Genomic DNA, 20319 nt, shown 5'->3' with positions numbered 1-20319 from the left:
ATCAACCAATCCGGACAAGGACTTTGCCGGCGTCGACTTTGACCGGATAAGTTCTTAGATCGACGCAGACCGGCGCGCCCCTGGCAGCCCCTGTCTTGTAGTTGAAGCGGCCATTGTGCTTCGGGCACTCGATGATGTCGTCCATGACCAGCCCGTCGGCCATATGCACCTTCTCATGCGTGCAAAGCCCGTCGGTGGCGAAATACTCGTCGTCGGGGCTGCGATAGATGGCAAAGGTGCGGCCGCCATGGTCGAAGCGCATCACGTCCTCTTCGTCGATGTCCTCGGCGTCACAGGCCTCGACCCAGTCGCTCATCTACGGCTCCCCCAATACTTGGCACCCTCGGCATGGGCTTGTCATTCGGCAGCCACCGCAGCGGTAGCGTTGTCGTTGTGGAAGCCCTCGCGATAGGGCCTCGCCGTCGGCGGCAGTTCGCGCTTGATGAAATAATCCTCATTGCGCAGCTGGCGCAGGAAAGCCGGTATCATCTCGCGGTAGCCGGCCAGGATGGACGGTGTCGGCGCCGGCAGATCGTGCTTGATCAGTTCGTGCAGCCTGGCCAGCGCGTGATAGGGCACCATGGGAAACATGTGATGCTCGACATGGTAGTTCATGTTCCAGTAGATGAAGCGGCTTATCGGGTTCATGTAGACGGTGCGGCTGTTGAGCCGGTGATCGGTGACGTTTTCAGCCAGGCCGCCATGCTGCAGCAGGCCGACCATGACATGGTGCCAGGCACCGTAAAGCCTGGGCAGACCGACCAGCATCAGCGGCAGGAACGAGCCGGTATAGAGCGCCAGCGCAATGGTCGCGGCATAGATTGTCGTCCAGATGCGGGCAATGCGAGTTGCCTTCGGCTGCTCCTGCTCGGGAATGAAGGTTCTTTCGGCCGGGCTGACGATGCCGGCTGCATTGCGCAGCATGTCGCTCATCGCGTGCCAGGCGTCGAGAATGCCGACGAAGTTGAGCACCACGCGCAGCAGATCGGGCGGACGCATCACCGAGATCTCCGGATCGCGGCCGACGATGATGGTATCGGTATGATGGCGCGTGTGGCTCCAGCGCCAGGTCACCGGGTTGCGCATGATCATGAAGCAGGCGACCTGATAGACCACGTCGTTCATCCACCGCGTCCTGAAAGCGGTGCCGTGGCCGCATTCGTGCCAGCGTGAATCGGTGGAGGAACCGTAGAGGACGCCGTAGACGAAGAAGAACGGCACGCACCACCAGCTGCCCCAGAACCAGGCGGCGCCGGCGCCGCTGAGGATCATGGCGCCGAGCCAGACGATGGTATCGCGGATCGCCGGGCCGTCGGAGCGCTGCATCAGCTCCTTCATCTGCTTGCGCGGCACGTCGGTGTGATACCACTCGGCCGCCGCCAGCCCGCTCTCGACGGCAAGCTTCGCGTCGCGGCCGATCAGGCTATAGTCGCGTCGGGACGCCGCTGCGGAGCTCGTATTCCCGGTTCGGAGTCCAATATCCACCATAGCGGAGGCCTCGATCATATTCGGTCAGCGTTCAAAATAACGCCGAGCCCTGATAGGCTCAATATCACAAAGATAGTTTCTATCATTTTCCATCAGGATGGTGTAAAAGGGCCAAACAGTGGAATGAGGCAGCGATGGCGAAACGGCCGACGATCACCGACCTGGCGCGCATTTCGGGGGTCAGCGTTGCCACCGTCGACCGGGTGCTGAACAACCGCTTGCCGGTGCGCGAGGAAACCGCGCGCCGCGTCTATGAGGCCGCGACCAGCATCGGCTATCACGCAGCCGGATTGATCAAGCAGCGGATGCGCCATGAATTGCCCGAATACCGGCTCGGGTTCCTGCTGTTGAGACGGGAGGACGTCTTCTACAGTGAATTTGCCCGCGAGCTTGAACTGGCGGTATCGCAGTCGCCGCGCTTTCGCGGCGTGGCCACCATCGACTTCGCCGCTTCGCTGGCGCCGGACGAGATCGTCGAGCGGATGCGCAAGCTGGCCGCCAAATCCAGGGCCGTCGCCCTGGTCGGGCCTGATCACCCGACGCTGACGGTCGCCGTCGAGGCTCTCAAAGCCAATGGCGTACCGGTGTTCTCCCTGCTTTCCGACTTTGCGTCCGGTATTCGCGAGGGCTATGTTGGCCTGGACAATCGCAAGGTCGGCCGCACCGCTGCCTGGATGATCTCGAAGGCCGCGAAGAGACCTGGCAAGGTTGCCCTCTTCGTCGGCAGCCATCGCTTCCACGGCCATGAGCTTCGCGAGATCGGTTTTCGCTCCTTCTTTCGCGAGCAGGCGCCGGAATTCACTCTCCTCGAGACGTTGGTCAATCTGGAAGCGAACCAGATCACGCATGATGCAATGATCGAGCTTCTGGCCCGCCACCCTGATCTCGCCGGTTGCTATGTCGCCGGTGGCGGCATGGAAGGCGCGATCTCGGCGCTGAGGGAGGCAAAGCCGGCTGAGATGCCGGCGGTCGTCTGCAACGAGATCACGCCCGACTCCCGCGCGGCGCTGGCAGATAATTTCCTGACCATGGTGATCTCGACGCCACTGGCGGCGCTTTGCCGCGAGCTTGTCGGGCTGATGGCGCATGCCATCGAGACCGGCGCTGCGAATGCGCCGGGCCAGACCTTTCTGCCCTTCGACATTTATCTGCCGGAAAACATCTGACGTCGCGGTCATCGGCGGCAGACATGATGTAATCTATCAGAACGCTTTCAGGCCTGGCTTGCGTTAGCGTCCGTCTAAAAGCGCTCGAAATGCCGAAAATCCATTCCTCATGGCGAAATCTCGCTTGACGCCCAAGCGAAATGGAATAAATATTTCACCAACTGAGAATTTTGGTTCTTTCGTTCCGGAAGATCTGTTCCAGGCAAAATGCCTCCGGAACCAAAAATGGCAATCGGGAGAGAATTCCCTGCGAGATCGGGGATTCCGGGTAGATCGGTGCAGCCGGACACCAATGTGGAGGAGAAATAAAATGAAAAAACTGCTTTTGGGCGTCGCGTTCGCGGCGCTGATGAGTTCGTCCGCCTTTGCTGCCAAGATCGGCGTGTCGATGGCGTTGTTCGACGACAATTTTCTCACCGTGCTGCGCAACGGCATGATTGAACAGGCCAAGGGCATGGACGGCGTCGAGCTGCAGGTGGAGGATGCGCAGAACGACGTCGCCAAGCAACTCGACCAGATCAAGAACTTCGCCGCCTCAGGCGTCGACGCCATCATCGTCAACCCGGTCGACACCTCGGCGACTCAGGCGATGTCGGACGCAGCCGCCGCTGCCAAGATTCCACTGGTCTATGTCAATCGCGAGCCGGTCAACGTCGACACGCTGCCCGAAAACCAGGCCTTCGTCGCCTCGAACGAAGCCGATTCCGGCACGCTCGAGACCAAGGAGGTCTGCCGCCTGTTCAAGGAGGCCGGCAAGACTGAAGCCAACGTCTATGTGATCATGGGCGAGTTGTCGAACCAGGCAGCGGTGCAGCGCACCAAGGACATTGATGACGTGATCGCCACGCCGGAGTGCAGCTTCATCAAGATCATCGACAAGCAGACGTCGAACTGGAAGCGCGAAGAAGCGCAGAACCTGATGACCAACTGGCTGTCGACCGGCAAACCGTTCGACGGCGTCATCGCCAATAATGACGAAAGCGCCATCGGCGCCATCCAGGCGATGAAGGCCGCCAACATCGACATGAAGTCGGTTGTCGTCGGCGGGGTCGACGCTACCCAGGATGCGCTTGCCGCGATGCAGGCGGGCGACCTCGATGCGACGGTGTTCCAGGACGCGGCCGGCCAGGGTGCCGGCGCGCTTGACGCGGCGCTCAAGCTGGCGAAGGGCGAGAAGGTCGAGCACAAGGTCTACATCCCGTTCCAGCTGGTCACGCCGGCAAATATCGACAAGTTCCTGAAGAAGAACTGAGGCGGACCTGTCCGATACGGAGCGGCGCGCCGAAGTAAGACAGCGCCGCTCCGCTTTTTCCCTCTCGGCCTGAACAGCGCCGAGTGGAGACCGTGGCTGACGGAGGAAGCACGATTGGCACAGACATCTCACGGCGTCGGCGGGCTCAGCTATGATGCGAAGCGGCGCGCATGGCCGGCCGAATTCAACGTCTTCCTGGCGCTCGTCATCCTGGTCGGCGCTTTCGAGCTGATCGGCCGGGTTTTCCTGGGCGACAGCTTCCTGTTCAACACCCGCGACAATATCGATGCGATCTTCAACGAAGCGCGCCTGCAGATCATCATCCTGCAGGTGTCGATCGTCGGCATTATTGCCATCGGCGTGACGCAGGTGATCATTACCGGCGGCATCGACCTGTCCTCAGGTTCGATCGTCGGCGCCACGGCAATGATCGCCATGAGCTTCGCCCAGGTGGCGACGGTCAACGGCAACCCGAACCCCAAGGCGATGTTCATCGCCCAGGGCTGGACCGACCTGCCGGTGATCGTGCCGGTGCTGGTCGCGATCGGCTGCGGACTGCTGGCCGGCCTGGTCAACGGCGCTTTGATCGCCTACACGCGCATCCCGCCGTTCATCGCCACGCTCGGCATGATGGTCACCGCACGCGGCATCGCCAAATGGTGGTCAAAGGGGCAGCCGATCTCGTTTCCGACCGAGAGTTTCGCCGCCATCGGCAAGGGGCTGATGCCGGTCATCATTTTCATATCGCTCGCAGTGCTGTTCCAGCTGATCCTGAGTTACACCAAATATGGCAAGCACTGCTATGCAATCGGCTCCAATGAGGACGCCGCGCGCATGTCCGGCATCAACATCGCCAACCACAAGATCCTCGTCTACGTCATTGCCGGCGTCCTCGCCGCGCTCGCCGCCGTGGTGCTGAGCTCCAAGAATCTCACCGCCCAGGCCGGCATGGGTGTAATGTACGAGCTCGACGCGATCGCCATGGCGGTTATCGGCGGCGTCTCGCTGTCGGGCGGCCGCGGTTCGATTATCGGGACGGTGATCGGCTCGCTGATCTTCGGCGTCATCATCTCCGGCTTCACCTTTCTGCGCCTCGACGCCTATTATCAGGAGATGGTCAAAGGCGTGATCATCGTCGGCGCAGTCGTACTCGACCAGTGGCGCCAACGCCTGCGGGCGATGAGGGCTTGATCATGTCGGACATCGTCCTGAAGACCGAAAACCTGACCAAGTATTATGGCGGCGTCCATGCGCTGGAGGGTGCCAACTTCGAGCTGCGCAAGGGCGAGCACGTCGCCATCATGGGCGACAACGGCGCTGGCAAATCGACCTTCGTACGCCAGATCACCGGCGTCGAGCAGCGCACCAGCGGCAGGATGTGGTTCGACGGCAAGGAAGTGAATTTTGCCGGCCCGATCGAAGCCCGCGAGGCGGGCATCGAGACGGTGTTCCAGAACCTGGCGCTCGCCGACGACCTCGACGTCCCGTCGAACCTGTTCCTCGGCCGCGAGCGGGTGCTTTTCAATCTCGGGCCCTTCTCGATCCTCGATCGCAAGTTCATGCGCAAGGCGACCGAGGCAGCCTTGGTCCGGACAGCGGTCAAGATCCCCAATCTTTCCAATACTATCCGCCACATGTCGGGCGGCCAGCGCCAGTGCGTGGCGATTGCCAGAACCGCGACCTTTGCTTCCAAGCTCATCATCATGGATGAGCCGACGGCGGCACTCGGCGTGCAGGAGACGATGCAGGTCGAAAACATCATCCGCACGCTGAAGGAGAATGGCGAACCGCTGATCCTGATCTCTCACAACATGCGCCAGGTGTTCGACCTGGTCGACCGCATTGTCGTTTTCCGGCGCGGCCGCATCGTCGCCAATTTGCGCAAGCAAGACACCGACGGCAACGATATCGTCTCCTACATCACCGGTGCCAAGACCGGGCAGGCAGAACTTGCGGCGTAACGGCCAACGCCGAGCCACAGGCGCTGACACGCCCTCCCTTCCGAACCATCCTCAAAGGAAAATTCTTCATGCCTCTTCGCTTTGCTCTTCTCGGTGCCGGCCGTATCGGCAAGGTCCATGCTCGCGCCGTTGGTTCCAATCCGCAGGCCAGGCTGGTTGCGGTTGCCGACGCCTTCGAGAAGGCGGCGACCGATCTGGCCTCTGCCTATGACGCCGAAGTGCGCAGCATCGACGCCATCGAGAAGGCCGGCGATATCGACGCGGTCGTCATCTGCACGCCGACCGACACTCATGCCGATCTGATCGAACGCTTCGCCAAAGCGGGTAAAGCGATTTTCTGCGAAAAGCCGATCGACCTCGACGCCGCCAGGGTGGAACGTTGCCTGGCCGTCGTCGACAAGGCCGGCGCCACCCTGATGGTCGGCTTCAACCGCCGCTTCGATCCGCATTTTGCCGCCGTGCGCAAGGCGATCGACGACGGCGCCATCGGCACTGTCGAAATGGTGACAATCACCTCGCGCGATCCCGGCCCGCCGCCGCTCGACTATATCGGCCGCTCGGGCGGCATCTTCCGCGACATGACCATTCATGATTTCGACATGGCGCGCTTCCTGCTCGGCGAGGAGCCGGTGGCGGTCAGCGCGCATGCTTCGGTGCTGGTCGACAAGAAGATCGGCGAGGCCGGCGACTTCGACAGCGTCAGCGTCATCCTCGAAACTGCCTCCGGCAAGCAATGCGTTATCTCCAACTCACGCCGCGCCACCTATGGCTACGACCAGCGCATCGAGGTGCATGGCTCGAAAGGCATGATTGCGGCCGAGAACCAGCGGCCGGTGTCGATCGAACTGGCCAATGAGAAAGGCTATACGCGGCCGCCGCTGCACGATTTCTTCATGACCCGTTATCTCGACGCTTATGCCAACGAGATCGCTGCCTTCATCGCGGCAGCGACGTCAGGCAAGAAGGCGACGCCGAGCGGCAAGGACGGGCTGGTGGCGCTCAGGCTGGCGGATGCGGCGCTGAAATCGGCCAAGGAAGGCAAGACCGTCCGCCTCGACAAAACAATCTGACTATCAAGCACAGGAGCAAGGCGATGAACGGTTCAGCCGGTCGCAATTCCGAAACACGCGCCATCGTCACCGGCGGCGCACAAGGCATCGGCTTTGCCGTCGCCGAAGCGCTGGCCGATGAGGGCTGCCGGGCGCTGGCGCTGATCGGCCGCTCGCAGGAGAAGGGCGACAAGGCTGTCGCCATCCTCGAGGGGGCAGGCGTCGATGCCATCTTCATCAGCGCCGACGTCTCAAAAGTGGCCGACTGCAAGCGTGCGGTCGAAACCGCGATTGGCCATTTTGGTACCGTCAACGCGCTGGTCAACGCCGCTGCCACCTCGGCTCGCGGCTCGCTGGTCGAGACCTCCGAGGATCTGTTCGACCAGATATTCCAGACCAATGTGCGCGGCCCGTTTTTCCTGATGCAGGGCGTGGTGGCGCATTTGCTGGCGCGCCAGGCACCGGGCTCGATCGTCAACGTGCTGTCGATGTCGGCGCATTGCGGCCAGTCGTTCCTGGCGCCCTATTCGTCGAGCAAGGGAGCGCTGGCGACACTCACCAAGAATGTCGCCAACGCCTATCGCGGCAATCGCATCCGCTGCAATGCGGTGCTGCCCGGCTGGATGGACACCGAGGGCGAGGCGATCGTGCAGAAGAAATGGCACGACGCGCCGGACGACTGGCTGGAAAGGGCCGAGGCCGCGCAGCCGATGGGTCAATTGGTGAAGCCGGCGCAGCTTGCCCGGTTGATCAGCTATATGATCAGCCCGCAGTCCGGCGTCATGACCGGGTCGCTGGTCGATTACGATCAGAGCATCGCCGGGGCGTCACCGGAATAACGCTGGCAAGTCTAGCGGAACGCCGCCCATCACTTCGTCATCCACGGGCGGAGCAAGGAGCGCAGCGACGCGGCGCAGACCCGAGGATCCATGCCGTGACATCTAGGCGTCGCTACAATGCAGAATTTAGTTCCGCAGCACTCCTTGGCCAAGGCAACGGCATGGATCCCAGGGTCTCCGCGACGGAGCTCCGCTCCTGCTTCGCCCTGGGATGACGAAGTTCGGGGGGCTTCAGCCAATCGCGAATGGGCTGGAGTAAACCTCCTCCTCACCAGGCACGTGACAAGCGCCTCCGCATCGACTATATCAGCCCTCATGATCAACCTGACCGCCACCTATTGGTACTTTATGAGCTCGCTGGCGGCGGGAGGATTGCGCTCGATCTGAAGATTGCAGCAACAAGATCCGAACAGCCGCCAGACCTGGCGGCTTTTTTGTTTCAGCCGGCAGGTCTCCCCAATCAGGAGCAGAAAGCCATGTTGACGACCACAGACGATCTTCGGGTCAAGGAAATCAGAGAACTGAGCACACCCGACGAGGTGATGCGGGAAATACCGCGCACGCTGACGGCGACGCGGACCGTTGCCGCGTCACGCAACGCGATCCACGCCGTGCTGACCGGCACCGACGATCGTCTGGTGGTCGTCGTCGGCCCCTGTTCGATCCACGACCCGGCCGCTGCCGTAGACTATGCCAGCCGTTTGGCATCGCTGCGTGAAAGCCTGTCGGACCGGCTGGAGATCGTGATGCGCGTTTATTTCGAGAAACCGCGCACGACGGTCGGGTGGAAGGGCCTGATCAACGATCCCGACCTGGACGGCAGCTTCAACATCGACAAGGGTCTGCGGATGGCCCGCAACGTGCTCTCGGCGGTCAACAATCTCGGCCTTCCCTCAGCGACCGAGTTCCTCGACATGACAACTCCGCAATACATTGCCGACGTCGTCGCCTGGGGCGCGATCGGCGCGCGCACGACCGAGAGCCAGATCCACCGCGAACTCGCATCAGGCCTGTCCTGCCCGGTCGGCTTCAAGAACGGCACCGACGGCAATTTGCGGATCGCGGCCGAGGCCGTGAAATCCGCCGCCCAGCCGCACCATTTCATGGCGGTGACGAAAGGTGGGCGCAGCGCCATCGCGACGACCACCGGCAACGAGGACTGCCACGTCATCCTGCGCGGCGGCATTGTGCCCAACTACGACGCGACAAGCATAGCTGCTGCCTGCGCTGAGCTCGGCCGGATCGGCGTGGCACCTCGGCTGATGATCGATGTCAGTCATGCCAACAGCAACAAGAAGCCGGAAAACCAGCCGCTGGTGGCGGCTGACGTGGCGGGCCAGATCGCGGCAGGCGACGAGCGCATCATCGGCATCATGATCGAGAGCAACCTTGTCGCCGGCCGGCAGGACGTCGTGCCCGGCAAGCCGCTCGTCTATGGCCAGAGCATCACCGACGGCTGTATCGACTGGGAAACCACCGAAACGGTGCTGCACGGCCTTGCCGACGCCGTCGAGCAGCGCCGGTCGGCGCGACGCGCCATGATCGCTGGCCGTCCGGGAGCCGCCTGAGGCAGCCAATGCCGGCCCTGACCCTTCTCCCCTTGTGGGAGAAGGTGGATCGGCGCGCAGCGCCGAGCCGGATGAGGGGTGCTGGAAGAAACTCGGCGCAAAAATATTGAGGGATTTTAAGCGTTTATTTCTTCGCTGTAGCGATCCGTCCAACACCCCTCATCCGACCGAGCTTCGCTCGGCCACCTTCTCCCACAAGGGGAGAAGGGCTTATTACCGCACCTCCACCCAGCGCTGTTCCGCGAACGAGCGCGCCATCGCGTGCACCGTGCGCTCGATCTCCAGGCCTTCGTCGAAATCGATGATCCGCGCCGGCTTGCCGGCAAGTCGCGTCAACAGTTCCCGGCATTCGATAATCTTGAGGTCATTAAAGCCAAGGCCGTGGCCGGGCGCCGGCAGGAAGGCGTCATAAGGCTTATGATGCGGCGCCACCAGGATGGTGCGATAGCCTTGCTCGGTCGGCCGGTCGGCCGTCAGATAGAGTTGGAACTCATTCATCCGCTCCTGGTCGTACAGGATCGAGCCCTTCGAGCCAAAAATCTGGATGGCGATCCGGCCTTTGCGGCCCCAGGCCGAACGGTTGACCAGCAGCGTGCCGGCGATGCCGTTTTCGAGATGCATCAGGATGCTGGCGATGTCGTAGGTCTCGACCGCGCGGCGCCCGCCCGAGGCGACGCGGCGGTCGGCATAGGGTTTGGCCATGTCGCACATGACGCGGGCAACGCGGCCGAACAGTACGGCGATGAGCGACAGCGGATGCACGGCGAAATCGTCGAGCGCGCCGTAACCGGACGCCGCCTCGTGCTTCCAGAAGAACAGCGCCTCCGGATCGGCCATGAAGTCCTCGTCCATCTCGATACGCAGATGGTTGACCTCGCCGATGATCTTCTCGTCGAGCAGCGCGCCGATATGGCGGATCGCTGGGTTCTGAATATAGTTATAGCCAAGCGCGGCCACCTTGCCGGACTTTTGGGCCGCCGCAGCCATTGCTTGCGCCTCCGCAAAACTTGGCGCCATCGGTTTTTCACACCACAGATGCTTGCCGGCTTCGAGGATGGCGATGGCCATTTCCGGGTGGAACTGGTTCGGCGTGGTCAGCGAGATGACATCGACCTCCGGGTCGTCGACGACAGCGCGCCAATCGCCGGAGGCCTTGGCGAAGCCGAATTCGGTGGCACGCCGTTTGGCAAGGTCCTCGTTGACCTCGCCGAGATGGACCATCCTTGGCTTGTCCACATCGGGAAAGACGGTGCCAACTGCGTTCCAGGCGATGGCGTGGCACTTGCCCATGAAGCCCGTACCGATAAGACCTACCCCGATCATCTGCCTTGCCTCCGTGTGCGCAAATTGTGTGGATGAATTAGTCCATTTTGTTTGTAAATGGAACGCTTGCCTCATTTTTTATGGTGTTCTTGCACAGGCCCGCTATGATGGGGCACAGAGGGAACCGACGATGAGCCTGGGCGGAGCGACGATGGACGAACGGGTGCCGCGCGATTTCGAGACGCTGCGGGCGACGATCCTGGAGCGGCGCCACAGCCTGCCGAAACGTATCGCCCAGATCGCCGCCTATGCGCTCGACAACCCAGACGATATCGCCTTCGGCACCGCTGCCAGCATCGCCGCTTCCGCCGGTGTCCAGCCTTCGACCCTGATCCGCTTTGCCCAGCAGCTTGGTTTTGACGGTTTCACCAGCCTGCAGTTGGTGTTTCGCGAGCGCCTGCGCGAGCGCAATTCATCCTATGATGAAAGGCTGGCGGCATTGCGCGCCAAGGCCGAGGAAGGCGCCGGCCACCGCGCGATTTTCGACGGTTTTGTTGCCGCAGCCAGTACCTCGCTCAACGACATTTCGCGCACGCTGAATGAAGACCATTTCGAAGATGCGATCACCGTGTTGGCCAAGGCCGAAACCATTTACGTGCTGGCCAAGCGGCGCTCCTACCCGGTCGCCTCCTATATCGCCTATGCATTGGGCAAGCTCAAGATCCGCAACCAGCTGATCGAATCGGCCGCCGGCCTCAATGCAGAGATGATCGGCTTTGCCTCTCCAAGGGACGCCGTGATCGCTATCAGCTTTTCGCCCTATGCCCCGGCCACCATCGAGGAGGCGCGCGTCATTTCGGAGCAAGGGGTGCCGATCGTGGCGATTACCGACAGCTCCTTTTCGCCACTCGCCCAATTCGCCAGGGTCTGGTTCGAGGTCGCCGAGGCCGATTTCGCCGGCTTCCGCTCGCTGTCGGCGACGATGGCTTTGGCTATGGCGCTGACCGTCGCGGTCGGCGAGAAGCGGCGCGATACTGGCAAGAAGCGCAAGCCTTAGATCACCTCTATTGCCGTTTCGCCTTCTGCCGAAAGCCGCGCTGCGTCGCGGGCAGGCGGCGACCCGAACTGGCGGGCATACTCCCGGCTGAACTGGGAAGCACTCTCATAGCCGACGGCGAAGGCGACACGTGCGACGTTGCCCGGCTGGGCAATCAGCAGATGGCGGGCTTCCAGCAAGCGGATTTGCTTTTGATACTGGATTGGGCTCATGGCCGTCGCCGCCTTGAAGTGACGATAAAACGCAGCACTGCTCATACGGGCAATCTCGGCCAGATCGCCGACCCGGACCGGCTGATGGGGATGCCAACGGATCCAGGCGATCGCCCGGCCAATCCGGGACAGATGGCCATCGGCGCGCGCAAGTTCACGAAGCTTTCCGCCTTGGGGGCCTTGCAAGAGCCGAAACAGCATCTCCCGCTCGATCATGGTCGCGAGCACGGGAATCTCCGCTGGCCGGTCAAGCAGCCGCATCATTCGACGCGACGCGTCGAGCAGATCGTCATCAGCGGGAGAGGTGGAGAAACTGTCGCCACTGAGGGCCGGCGCGTGCTCGACGAGGAGCGCGGCGACGGCCTGCAGGTCAAGGGTCAAGCCAATGGCCAGGTAAGGACGCGCCGTGCTCGCTTCGATTATCTGGCTGATGGTGGGCGTCTCGACAGTATAGATGAAATAGCTGGCCGGATTGTAACGAAGAGCCCGGTCGCCGATCAGAACCGTCTTCGCGCCCTGCAGTACGAATAAGATCCCCGACCCCCACACCCCTGACAATGGCGGCGTGGCGACTTCGCTGCGGCCGATCGAAACGCGGGGAACCGCCGTTCTTGTTCGTCGCCCGCGCGCATGGCGGCTGGCGATCTCGATCAACTCCTGCAGCGCTTCGCTCATTGCGCCAGCATCGCGCATTCGCACCGGCGGCGCAACAGCGTGAGAGGATTAGGCAAGAGCTGGAGAGTTTCCGGCGCGCAACGCCCGCTGCCTCGCACCATTTGTGGGTCTTCCACAAGAAAAATGGAGACACCGATTATGAGAACATCGAAAAGCGCGCTGGTGACCGGCGCCAACAAGGGTATAGGCCGTGAAATCGCCCGGCGACTGGCGACCATGGGCTTCAAGGTCTGGCTCGGCGCCAGGAGCGCCGAACGCGGCATGGCGGCGGCGCAGGCATTGCGCGCCGAAGGCCTCGACGTGGAGTGGCTCGAGCTGGACGTCACGCGGGATGACAGTGTGAAGGCGGCAGCCGAGGCATTCAGGCAGGCCAGCCCCTGCCTCGACGTGCTGGTGAATAACGCCGGCGTCGCCATCAATTACGACCTGCCGCCGAGCCAGCAGCGGATCGCCGACATCCAGGCCACCTACGACGTCAATGTCTTCGGCCGATCCGCGTGACCCAGGCATTCCTGCCGCTGCTGCTGGCAGCACCTGCTGCCCGGATCGTGATGGTGAGCAGCTCCACCGGGTCCATCGGCCGGGCGCTCGATCCCGCCACTGCGAACCACGCCGTTAACATGATGGGCTACGGCAGCTCCAAGACAGCCTTGAATGCCATCACGGTGGCGTTCGCCAGGGAGCTCGCGCCGCAAGGCATCAAGGTCAACGCCGCGGCGCCCGGCTACACTGCCACCGATCTCAACGGGTATAAAGGTCACCGCACGGTGCAGCAGGCGGCCGAGATCGTCATTCACCTGGCGACCTTGGACGCCGATGGCCCGACCGCCGGGTACTTCAACGATGACGGCCCGCTTCCTTGGTAAATCAGCTGGTTTCAGTGGTAGACACTTGACGTTCGTCTGACTTCAAAGTTTCTGAACGCGCGAGCCTTGTACAGCACTTTTCAGCCTTGGGAATGCTCGTTCCATATTGACTATGGATTGGAATTATTATTTCATATTGCCGGCGCCACGCTGCCGCTCGCGCGTGTTACCCAATACAACAAGCCGATGGGAGGTTCGAATGGGCGAAGCCGTGGAAGCGAGACATGCGCCGCTCGACATCATCACCATCGGCCGCGCTTCCGTCGATCTCTATGGTCAGCAGATCGGCTCGCGCCTCGAGGACATTACTTCCTTTGCCAAGTCGGTCGGCGGCTGTCCGGCCAATATCGCGGTCGGTACTGCCAGGCTCGGCCTGCGCTCGGCGCTGCTCACCCGCGTCGGCAATGAGCAGATGGGCCGCTTCATCCGCGAGCAGCTGACCCGCGAGGGCGTTTCGGTCCAAGGCCTCAAGACCGATCCGGAGCGGCTGACCGCCCTGGTGCTGCTGTCGGTCGAGGATGAAGGCGTCTCGCCGATGATCTTCTATCGCAGCGATTGCGCCGACATGGCGCTTTCGAAAGACGATATCGACGAGGCGTTCATCGCTTCGGCACGCGCGATCGTCGTCACCGGCACGCATTTTTCGCGGCCCAACAGCGACGCCGCCCAACGCAAGGCGATCCGTGTCATGAAAGCCAAGGGCGGCAAGGTGGTGTTCGACATCGACTACCGCCCCAACCTCTGGGGTCTCGCCGGCCACGCCGAAGGCTTCGAGCGCTATGTGAAATCCGACCGCGTCTCGGCGCAGTTGAAGACGGTGCTGCCCGATTGCGATCTCATCGTCGGCACCGAAGAGGAAATCATGATCGCGTCGGGCGCAGACGATTGCCTGAGCGCGCTGAAAACCATCCGCTCGCTGTCGGCGGCAACCATCGTGCTGAAACGCGGCGCCATGGGCTGCATCGTCTATGACGGGCCGATCAGCGACAACCTCGAGGACGGTATCGTCGGCAAGGGATTTCCAATCGAGGTCTACAATGTGCTCGGCGCCGGCGACGCCTTCATGTCGGGCTTCCTGCGCGGCTGGCTCGGCGAGGAAGGCTTGGCGACGGCGGCGACCTGGGCCAATGCCTGCGGCGCCTTTGCCGTGTCGCGGCTGCTCTGCGCACCGGAATACCCGACTTTCGAGGAATTGCAGTTCTTCCTGAAAAACGGCAGCAAGCATCTGGCGCTGCGCAAGGACGAGGCGATCAATCACATCCATTGGGCGACCACGCGCCGGCGCGACATCCCCTCGCTGATGGCGTTCGCCTGCGACCACCGCGTCCAGCTGGAGGATGTCGCGGCAAAAGCCGGCGCCGATCCGTCGCGAATCCCAGCTTTCAAGGTGCTGACGGTCAAGGCTGCGGCCAAGGTTGCGGCTGGCCGCGCCGGCTACGGCATGCTGCTCGACGAAAAATACGGACGCGAGGCGATGTTCGAATTCGCCCACCATTCCTTCGCCTGGCTCGGCCGGCCGGTCGAGTTGCCGGGTTCGCGGCCGCTTCGCTTCGAGTTCTCGCAAGACATAGGTTCGCAACTGACCGAATGGCCGGTCGACCACTGCATCAAGTGCCTGTGCTTCTATCATCCCGACGATCCCGCGGCGCTGAAGAGCGAACAGCAGCAGAAACTGCGCGCTTTGTTCGAGGCCGCGCGGAAAGTGGGTAGAGAACTTCTCATCGAGATCATCGCCGGCAAGCACGGCAAGCTCGACGACATGACGATCCCGCGGGCGCTGGAGGAACTCTATGCGCTGGGCATCAAGCCCGACTGGTGGAAGCTCGAGCCGCAGGCTTCGGCCGGCGCATGGGCAAAGATCGAAGCGGTGATCCTGAAGCACGATCCGTGGTGCCGTGGAATTGTGCTGCTTGGCCTGGAAGCGCCGCAGGACGAGCTGGAAGCGGCCTTCGCCGCCACCGCCAAGGCGCCTATCGTCAAAGGCTTCGCTGTCGGCCGCACCATCTTCATTAACGCGGCCGAACAATGGCTTGCCGGCAAGATGTCGGACGAGGAGGCGGTGGCCGACATGGCATCGCGTTTCGAAAAACTGACCGAGGCATGGCTTGCCGCGCGCGGTCGCAAAGCGGCATAAGAAGGCGCGACATAAGCACTGCGGAGGAACCGACATGACCAAGACAATCCGCCTGACGATGGCGCAGGCGCTGACCCGCTTTCTTGCCCGACAGATGACCGAGATGCACGGCAAGAAAGTGCCGATCTTCGGCGGAGTCTGGGCGATCTTCGGCCACGGCAATGTCGCCGGCGTCGGCGAGGCGCTCTACCAGGTTCGCGACGAACTGCCGACCTTCCGTGCCCATAACGAGCAGGCAATGGCGCATGCGGCGATCGCCTACGCCAAGGCCAATTTCCGCCGTCGCTTCATGGTCGCGACCAGTTCGATCGGCCCCGGCGCGCTCAACATGGTGACGGCGGCCGCACTTGCGCACGTAAACAGGTTGCCCGTCCTGTTTCTTCCCGGCGACGTCTTCGCCAACCGCATTCCCGATCCGGTATTGCAGCAGGCCGAGGATTTCTCCGACGGCACGGCGACGGTCAATGACTGCCTCCGCCCGGTGTCGCGCTATTTCGACCGCATCACGCGGCCGGAGCAGATCATGCCGGCGCTCAACCGCGCCATGCAGGTGCTTACCGATCCCGCCGAATGCGGGCCGGTGACGCTCTCACTTTGCCAGGACGTGCAGGCAGAGGCTTATGATTATCCGGAGAGCTTCTTTGCCGAACGGGTCTGGATCCCGCGCATGATACGTCCGGATCGCCGGGAACTGGCGGCCGCCGTCGCGGCGCTGAAGAGCGCGAAGAAGCCGCTGATCATCGCCGGCGGCGGCGTACTCTATTCGCAGGCATCCGAGGAGTTGGCAAAACTGGTGCAAGGCGCCGGCGTTCCAGTTTGTGAGACGCAAGGCGGCAAATCCTCGCTCCCGGACGATCATCCGTTGAACATGGGCGCGGTCGGCGTTACCGGCACTTCGGCGGCCAACAGGCTGGCCGAAGAGGCCGACGTCGTGCTTGTCGTCGGCACCAGACTGCAGGATTTCACCACCGGCTCCTGGGCATTGTTCAAGCATACCGGCAGGACCATCATCGGGCTCAACGTGCAGCCTTTTGACGCCGGAAAGCACCAGGCGCTGCCGCTGGTCGCCGATGCGGCGGAAGGGCTCGCCGAACTCGCTGCGGCGCTGAAAGGCTGGAAAGCCCCTTCAGGCTGGACCGACAATGCGATCACGGGCAAGAAGAACTGGCAAGCGGATGCCGACAAGGTGACGGCGTCGACCAATGCCGCCTATCCGTCCGACGCGCAAGTGATCGGCGCAGTACAGCGCGCCATGGGCTCCGGCGTGGTACTGCTTCATGCCGCCGGCGGCTTGCCCGGCGAATTGCACAAGCTATGGCAGGCGGGCGCGCCCGGCTCCTATCACGCAGAATACGGCTTCTCGACAATGGGCTATGAAATCGCTGGCGGGCTTGGCGTCAAGATGGCCAAGCCGGACGAAGAGGTCGTGGTGATGATCGGCGACGGCTCTTACCTGATGCTCAATTCCGAGATCGCGACCTCGGTGATGCTCGGCCTCAAGATGACCATCGTGCTGCTCGACAACCGCGGCTATGGCTGCATCAACCGGCTGCAGATGGCGACCGGCGGGGCCAACTTCAACAATCTGCTGAAGGACGCCCGTCACGAAACCTTGCCCGAGATCGACTTCGCCGCGCATGCTGCGAGCATGGGTGCGATTGCCGAAAAAGTGCCATCGATCGCCGGGCTGGAAACGGCGCTAGCGCAAGCGAAGAAGAACACGCGAACGACCGTGCTGGTCATCGACACCGACCCGCTGGTTTCGACCGAGGCCGGTGGAAGCTGGTGGGATGTCGCAGTGCCGGAAGTCTCGGCACGGCCGCAAGTGAATGCGGCGCGCAAGAAATATGAGGAAGCGCTGAGCGGGCGGGTTCTTTAGCCATCCGCGAACGCGCCTCGAATGTCTGAAACTGGAGTGACGACTTGAAAGCCAAACTGGGCATGTCCCCCATTGCATGGTGGAACGACGATCTTGCCGAACTCAGCGATGATGTGTCGCTGGAGGAGTGCCTGCGCCAGTCCCGCTCGGCTGGCTTTACCGGAATGGAAATGGGCCGCCGCTTTCCCAACGATCCGCAAATCATGCTGCCGATCCTGAAAGAGGCCGACGTGACGCTTTGCGGCGGCTGGTTCTCGGGGACGCTGGTCGACGAAGACATGGCGAAGAACAAGGATCGTATCCAGCCGATGATCGACCTGTTCAAGGCGGTGAACGCGCCATGCATCGTCTATGGTGAAGTCGGCCGCTCCATCCAGGGCGACCGCTCAAAGCCGCTCGCCAGCAAGCCCAGGCTTTCGGACGAGGAAATGAAACCCTACGCCCGGCGGCTCACGCAGTTCGGCGAATGGTGTGCAGAGCAAGGCATGCCGCTCTCCTACCATCATCATATGGCGGCAGTAGTTGAGACCGAGCCAGAGCTAGACGCCTTCATGCGCTATTCGGGAGAAGGCATTCCATTGCTGCTCGACGCGGGTCACCTGGCCTTTGCCGGCGGCGATGTGCTCCGCGCTATTGATAACCACCACCCGCGCATCAACCATGTGCATGTGAAAGATGTGCGCATGGAGGTGATCGCGGGACTGGATCGCGAGAAGCAATCGTTCCTCGACGCGGTGGCACTTGGCGCCTTCACCGTGCCGGGAGATGGCTCGCTGGATTTTGGCGCCATCGTCCAGAGGCTCGCCGACCATGGCTATGAAGGCTGGTTCGTGGTCGAGGCCGAGCAGGATCCGAAGAAGAACCCGCCGCTCAAGATGGCGCAGGTCGGCTACAAGGAATTGATGCGGGCTATGACGGCGGCCGGCTATACGGTGGAGACACAGGGCTTTCCCAATGCTTGAGAGTTCGCGAGGAAAGGTGTTGATCCGATGAAAGACTCCGAGCACCCGTTTTTCCGGCCGCTGTGGCGGCGCGTTGCCGTTGTCGCGGTCTGCCTGGTCTGGTCGGTGATCGAATTCGCCACCGGCACGCCGTTCTGGGGCGTGATCGCGCTCGGCTTCGCCGGCTATGCCGTCTGGCAATTCTTCTATCTCTACAAGCCGGCTGACGAGGACAAGTCATCGGCGGACGCCGAACCGAAGGAATGACCATGTCGAAGCTGCTCGTCAAAGCCAATAAGGGCCACGGCCGCATCGCTCATGTGACGCCGCAAAACGCCGGCTGGACCTATGTCGGCTTCGATCTGCATCGGCTCAGGCCCGGCGAGAGCGCTTCCGGGCAAACCGCGGATCGTGAGGTCTGCTTGGTGTTCGTCACCGGCAAGGGCAAGGCCAAAGCCGGCGGCAAGGATCTCGGCCTGCTCGGCGAACGCATGTCGCCGTTCGAAGGCAAGCCTTGGTCGGTCTATGTGCCGCAGGGGTCGGAGTGGTCGGTGAGCGCCGATACCGATCTCGAACTTGCCGTCTGTTCGGCGCCAGGACTGGGCGGCGGTCTGCCGATCCGTGTCATCGGACCCGACGATCTCGGCCAGGAGGTTCGCGGCAAAGGCACCAACACGCGCTACGTCACCAACATCCTGCCGGAAGGCAAGCCGGCCGATTCCTTGCTGGTGGTTGAGGTCATCACACCCGGCGGCCACACATCGAGCTATCCGCCGCACAAGCACGACCAGGACAATCTGCCGGCTGAATCCTATCTCGAGGAGACCTATTACCACCGTCTCAACCCGCCGCAGGGCTTTGCTTTCCAGCGCGTCTACACCGATGCCGACGAGAACGGTGCTCGTTCGCTCGACGAGGCGATGGCGATCGAGGACGGCGACGTCGTGCTGGTTCCCAAGGGTTATCACCCCTGCGCAGCCTGCCACGGCTATGATCTCTATTATCTCAACGTCATGGCCGGACCGAAGCGGACGTGGAAATTCCACAACGCGCCCGAGCACGAATGGCTGATGAAGGCCTAACCACTTCCCCTTCGCCCCAACCGCTGGTCCAAGCGAAAAATCGTCGGCTAACGACCCGGCTGTGTGGTTTTGTTACCGAAAACGCCGCAAAGCTTCGTCAATTCGTCATGGAAATCACCTATGGCAGCGGGGCTGACGAGGACTTTCGATGCGCTACGCGATCTATTTCACCCCCCGACAGGACGAACCGCTGGCACGGATCGCCGCCGACTGGCTCGGCCGCGACCCATTCGGTGCCGCCACAAAGCCGGTCGAGGCTGCGGGCGAGTTGTCGGCGGCAGAAGTTGCCTTCCATACCGCCTCGGCGCGCCGCTATGGCTTTCATGCGACACTGAAGGCGCCCTTCAGACTGGCCTCCAACGAGACGGAAACGTCGCTTCGTGCAGCACTCGACGATTTTGCCGAGGCGACGCCGGTGGTTACGATCCCGCGCCTCGTCGTCAGCCAGATCGACGGCTTCTTCGCGCTGTTGCCGGAAGCACCGCTGCCGGCGCTCAACCGCTTCGCCGACGACGTGGTGCGCGACTTCGACCGCTTTCGCGCGCCGTTGACGGAAGCCGAGATCGAACGGCGCAGCCCCGATTCGCTGAAGCCCGACGAGTTCCGCAATCTCTGCCAGTGGGGCTATCCCTATGTCTTCGAGACGTTTCGCTTCCATATGACGCTGTCCGGCCGGGTGTCGTCACAGGAAAGCCCTCGTCTTCGCCTAGCAATCGACAGCCTGTTTGCGGACGTGCTGCAACGGCCGGTGGCGGTGGACGCGCTGACGCTGTTTGTGGAAACTGAACCGGGCGCACCGTTCATGGTGCTGTCCCATCACGCGCTCGGGCGCCGCCCGGCCAGAAGAACTGCCTAAATGACTATTTGCTTTAACCGCATGGTGCGAA

The 20319-nt window shown here is 62.3% G+C and carries 18 protein-coding genes and 1 pseudogene; 15 read left to right on the top strand and 4 right to left on the bottom strand.

Annotation, left to right across the window (positions count from 1 at the left end):
- Position 1 precedes the first annotated feature (1 nt).
- Together NKJ20_RS12480 and NKJ20_RS12475 are read right to left on the bottom strand one after the other, a co-directional pair.
- Positions 2 to 316, bottom strand: a complete 315-nt coding sequence (locus tag NKJ20_RS12480) for a MocE family 2Fe-2S type ferredoxin (protein WP_352744327.1) — start codon at positions 314 to 316, stop codon at positions 2 to 4.
- Positions 317 to 357: 41 nt separating this feature from the next.
- Positions 358 to 1485, bottom strand: a complete 1128-nt coding sequence (locus NKJ20_RS12475; RefSeq protein ID WP_352744324.1) for a fatty acid desaturase family protein — start codon at positions 1483 to 1485, stop codon at positions 358 to 360.
- Positions 1486 to 1622: 137 nt separating this feature from the next.
- On the opposite strand from NKJ20_RS12475, the gene NKJ20_RS12470 reads away from it, so the two are divergent.
- The 7 genes from NKJ20_RS12470 to NKJ20_RS12440 all read left to right on the top strand — a co-directional run bounded on the left by NKJ20_RS12470 (position 1623) and on the right by NKJ20_RS12440 (position 9323).
- Positions 1623 to 2654, top strand: a complete 1032-nt coding sequence (locus NKJ20_RS12470; protein WP_023677522.1) for a LacI family DNA-binding transcriptional regulator — start codon at positions 1623 to 1625, stop codon at positions 2652 to 2654.
- 310 nt (positions 2655 to 2964) lie between these two features.
- A complete protein-coding gene (locus tag NKJ20_RS12465; RefSeq protein ID WP_352451673.1) occupies positions 2965 to 3906 on the top strand; it encodes a sugar ABC transporter substrate-binding protein in 942 nt (313 codons plus the stop codon).
- A gap of 114 nt (positions 3907 to 4020) precedes the next feature.
- Positions 4021 to 5097, top strand: a complete 1077-nt coding sequence (locus NKJ20_RS12460) for an ABC transporter permease (protein ID WP_292655972.1) — start codon at positions 4021 to 4023, stop codon at positions 5095 to 5097.
- Positions 5098 to 5099: 2 nt separating this feature from the next.
- Positions 5100 to 5867 carry an ATP-binding cassette domain-containing protein gene (locus NKJ20_RS12455; protein WP_254815918.1) on the top strand — a complete coding sequence of 256 codons (768 nt, stop codon included), beginning with the start codon at positions 5100 to 5102 and terminating at the stop codon, positions 5865 to 5867.
- Positions 5868 to 5935: 68 nt separating this feature from the next.
- The gene (iolG, locus tag NKJ20_RS12450) at positions 5936 to 6937 is read left to right on the top strand and encodes an inositol 2-dehydrogenase (RefSeq protein WP_352634844.1); all 1002 of its coding nucleotides are present in this window, start codon (positions 5936 to 5938) and stop codon (positions 6935 to 6937) included.
- A gap of 23 nt (positions 6938 to 6960) precedes the next feature.
- Positions 6961 to 7755, top strand: coding sequence for an SDR family oxidoreductase (locus tag NKJ20_RS12445; RefSeq protein ID WP_352634842.1), 795 nt, complete (start codon positions 6961 to 6963; stop codon positions 7753 to 7755).
- A gap of 476 nt (positions 7756 to 8231) precedes the next feature.
- Positions 8232 to 9323, top strand: a complete 1092-nt coding sequence (locus tag NKJ20_RS12440; RefSeq protein WP_352744321.1) for a 3-deoxy-7-phosphoheptulonate synthase — start codon at positions 8232 to 8234, stop codon at positions 9321 to 9323.
- A 213-nt stretch (positions 9324 to 9536) separates the two neighbouring features.
- On the opposite strand, the gene NKJ20_RS12435 is transcribed toward NKJ20_RS12440, so the two are convergent.
- Entirely contained in the window at positions 9537 to 10646 is a 1110-nt protein-coding gene (locus NKJ20_RS12435; protein ID WP_352634838.1) for a Gfo/Idh/MocA family protein, read from the bottom strand.
- A gap of 151 nt (positions 10647 to 10797) precedes the next feature.
- Here NKJ20_RS12435 and NKJ20_RS12430 point away from each other — a divergent pair, with 151 nt between their 5' ends.
- Entirely contained in the window at positions 10798 to 11643 is an 846-nt protein-coding gene (locus NKJ20_RS12430) for a MurR/RpiR family transcriptional regulator (protein ID WP_023677514.1), read from the top strand.
- Here NKJ20_RS12430 and NKJ20_RS12425 read toward each other — a convergent pair.
- Positions 11640 to 12530, bottom strand: coding sequence for an AraC family transcriptional regulator (locus tag NKJ20_RS12425; protein ID WP_352744318.1), 891 nt, complete (start codon positions 12528 to 12530; stop codon positions 11640 to 11642). The two genes, NKJ20_RS12430 and NKJ20_RS12425, sit on opposite strands and share 4 nt — an antisense overlap.
- 138 nt (positions 12531 to 12668) lie before the next feature.
- On the opposite strand from NKJ20_RS12425, the pseudogene NKJ20_RS12420 reads away from it, so the two are divergent.
- The 7 genes and pseudogenes from NKJ20_RS12420 (at position 12669) to NKJ20_RS12390 (ending at position 20288) form a co-directional block, all read left to right on the top strand.
- Positions 12669 to 13396, top strand: a pseudogene (locus tag NKJ20_RS12420) (SDR family oxidoreductase).
- Between the two features lie 199 nt (positions 13397 to 13595).
- Positions 13596 to 15530, top strand: a complete 1935-nt coding sequence (locus NKJ20_RS12415) for a bifunctional 5-dehydro-2-deoxygluconokinase/5-dehydro-2-deoxyphosphogluconate aldolase (RefSeq protein WP_352744315.1) — start codon at positions 13596 to 13598, stop codon at positions 15528 to 15530.
- 34 nt (positions 15531 to 15564) lie between these two features.
- Positions 15565 to 17409, top strand: a complete 1845-nt coding sequence (gene iolD, locus NKJ20_RS12410; protein ID WP_352744313.1) for a 3D-(3,5/4)-trihydroxycyclohexane-1,2-dione acylhydrolase (decyclizing) — start codon at positions 15565 to 15567, stop codon at positions 17407 to 17409.
- Between the two features lie 44 nt (positions 17410 to 17453).
- Positions 17454 to 18371 (top strand): myo-inosose-2 dehydratase, encoded by a 918-nt coding sequence (gene iolE, locus NKJ20_RS12405; RefSeq protein ID WP_352744311.1) that lies wholly within the window; start codon positions 17454 to 17456, stop codon positions 18369 to 18371.
- Between the two features lie 27 nt (positions 18372 to 18398).
- A complete protein-coding gene (locus NKJ20_RS12400) occupies positions 18399 to 18617 on the top strand; it encodes a DUF3329 domain-containing protein (RefSeq protein ID WP_352453009.1) in 219 nt (72 codons plus the stop codon).
- 2 nt (positions 18618 to 18619) lie between these two features.
- Positions 18620 to 19432, top strand: a complete 813-nt coding sequence (iolB, locus tag NKJ20_RS12395) for a 5-deoxy-glucuronate isomerase (RefSeq protein ID WP_352453008.1) — start codon at positions 18620 to 18622, stop codon at positions 19430 to 19432.
- A 148-nt stretch (positions 19433 to 19580) separates the two neighbouring features.
- A complete protein-coding gene (locus NKJ20_RS12390; RefSeq protein WP_352453007.1) occupies positions 19581 to 20288 on the top strand; it encodes a DUF1045 domain-containing protein in 708 nt (235 codons plus the stop codon).
- Positions 20289 to 20319: the final 31 nt, after the last annotated feature.

Origin of the sequence: Mesorhizobium sp. M0185, assembly GCF_040322175.1 — a bacterium.
Taxonomy (GTDB): domain Bacteria; phylum Pseudomonadota; class Alphaproteobacteria; order Rhizobiales; family Rhizobiaceae; genus Mesorhizobium.
The sequence above is the reverse complement of the archived record's forward strand: the minus strand, read 5'-3'. Positions and strand labels throughout refer to the sequence as shown.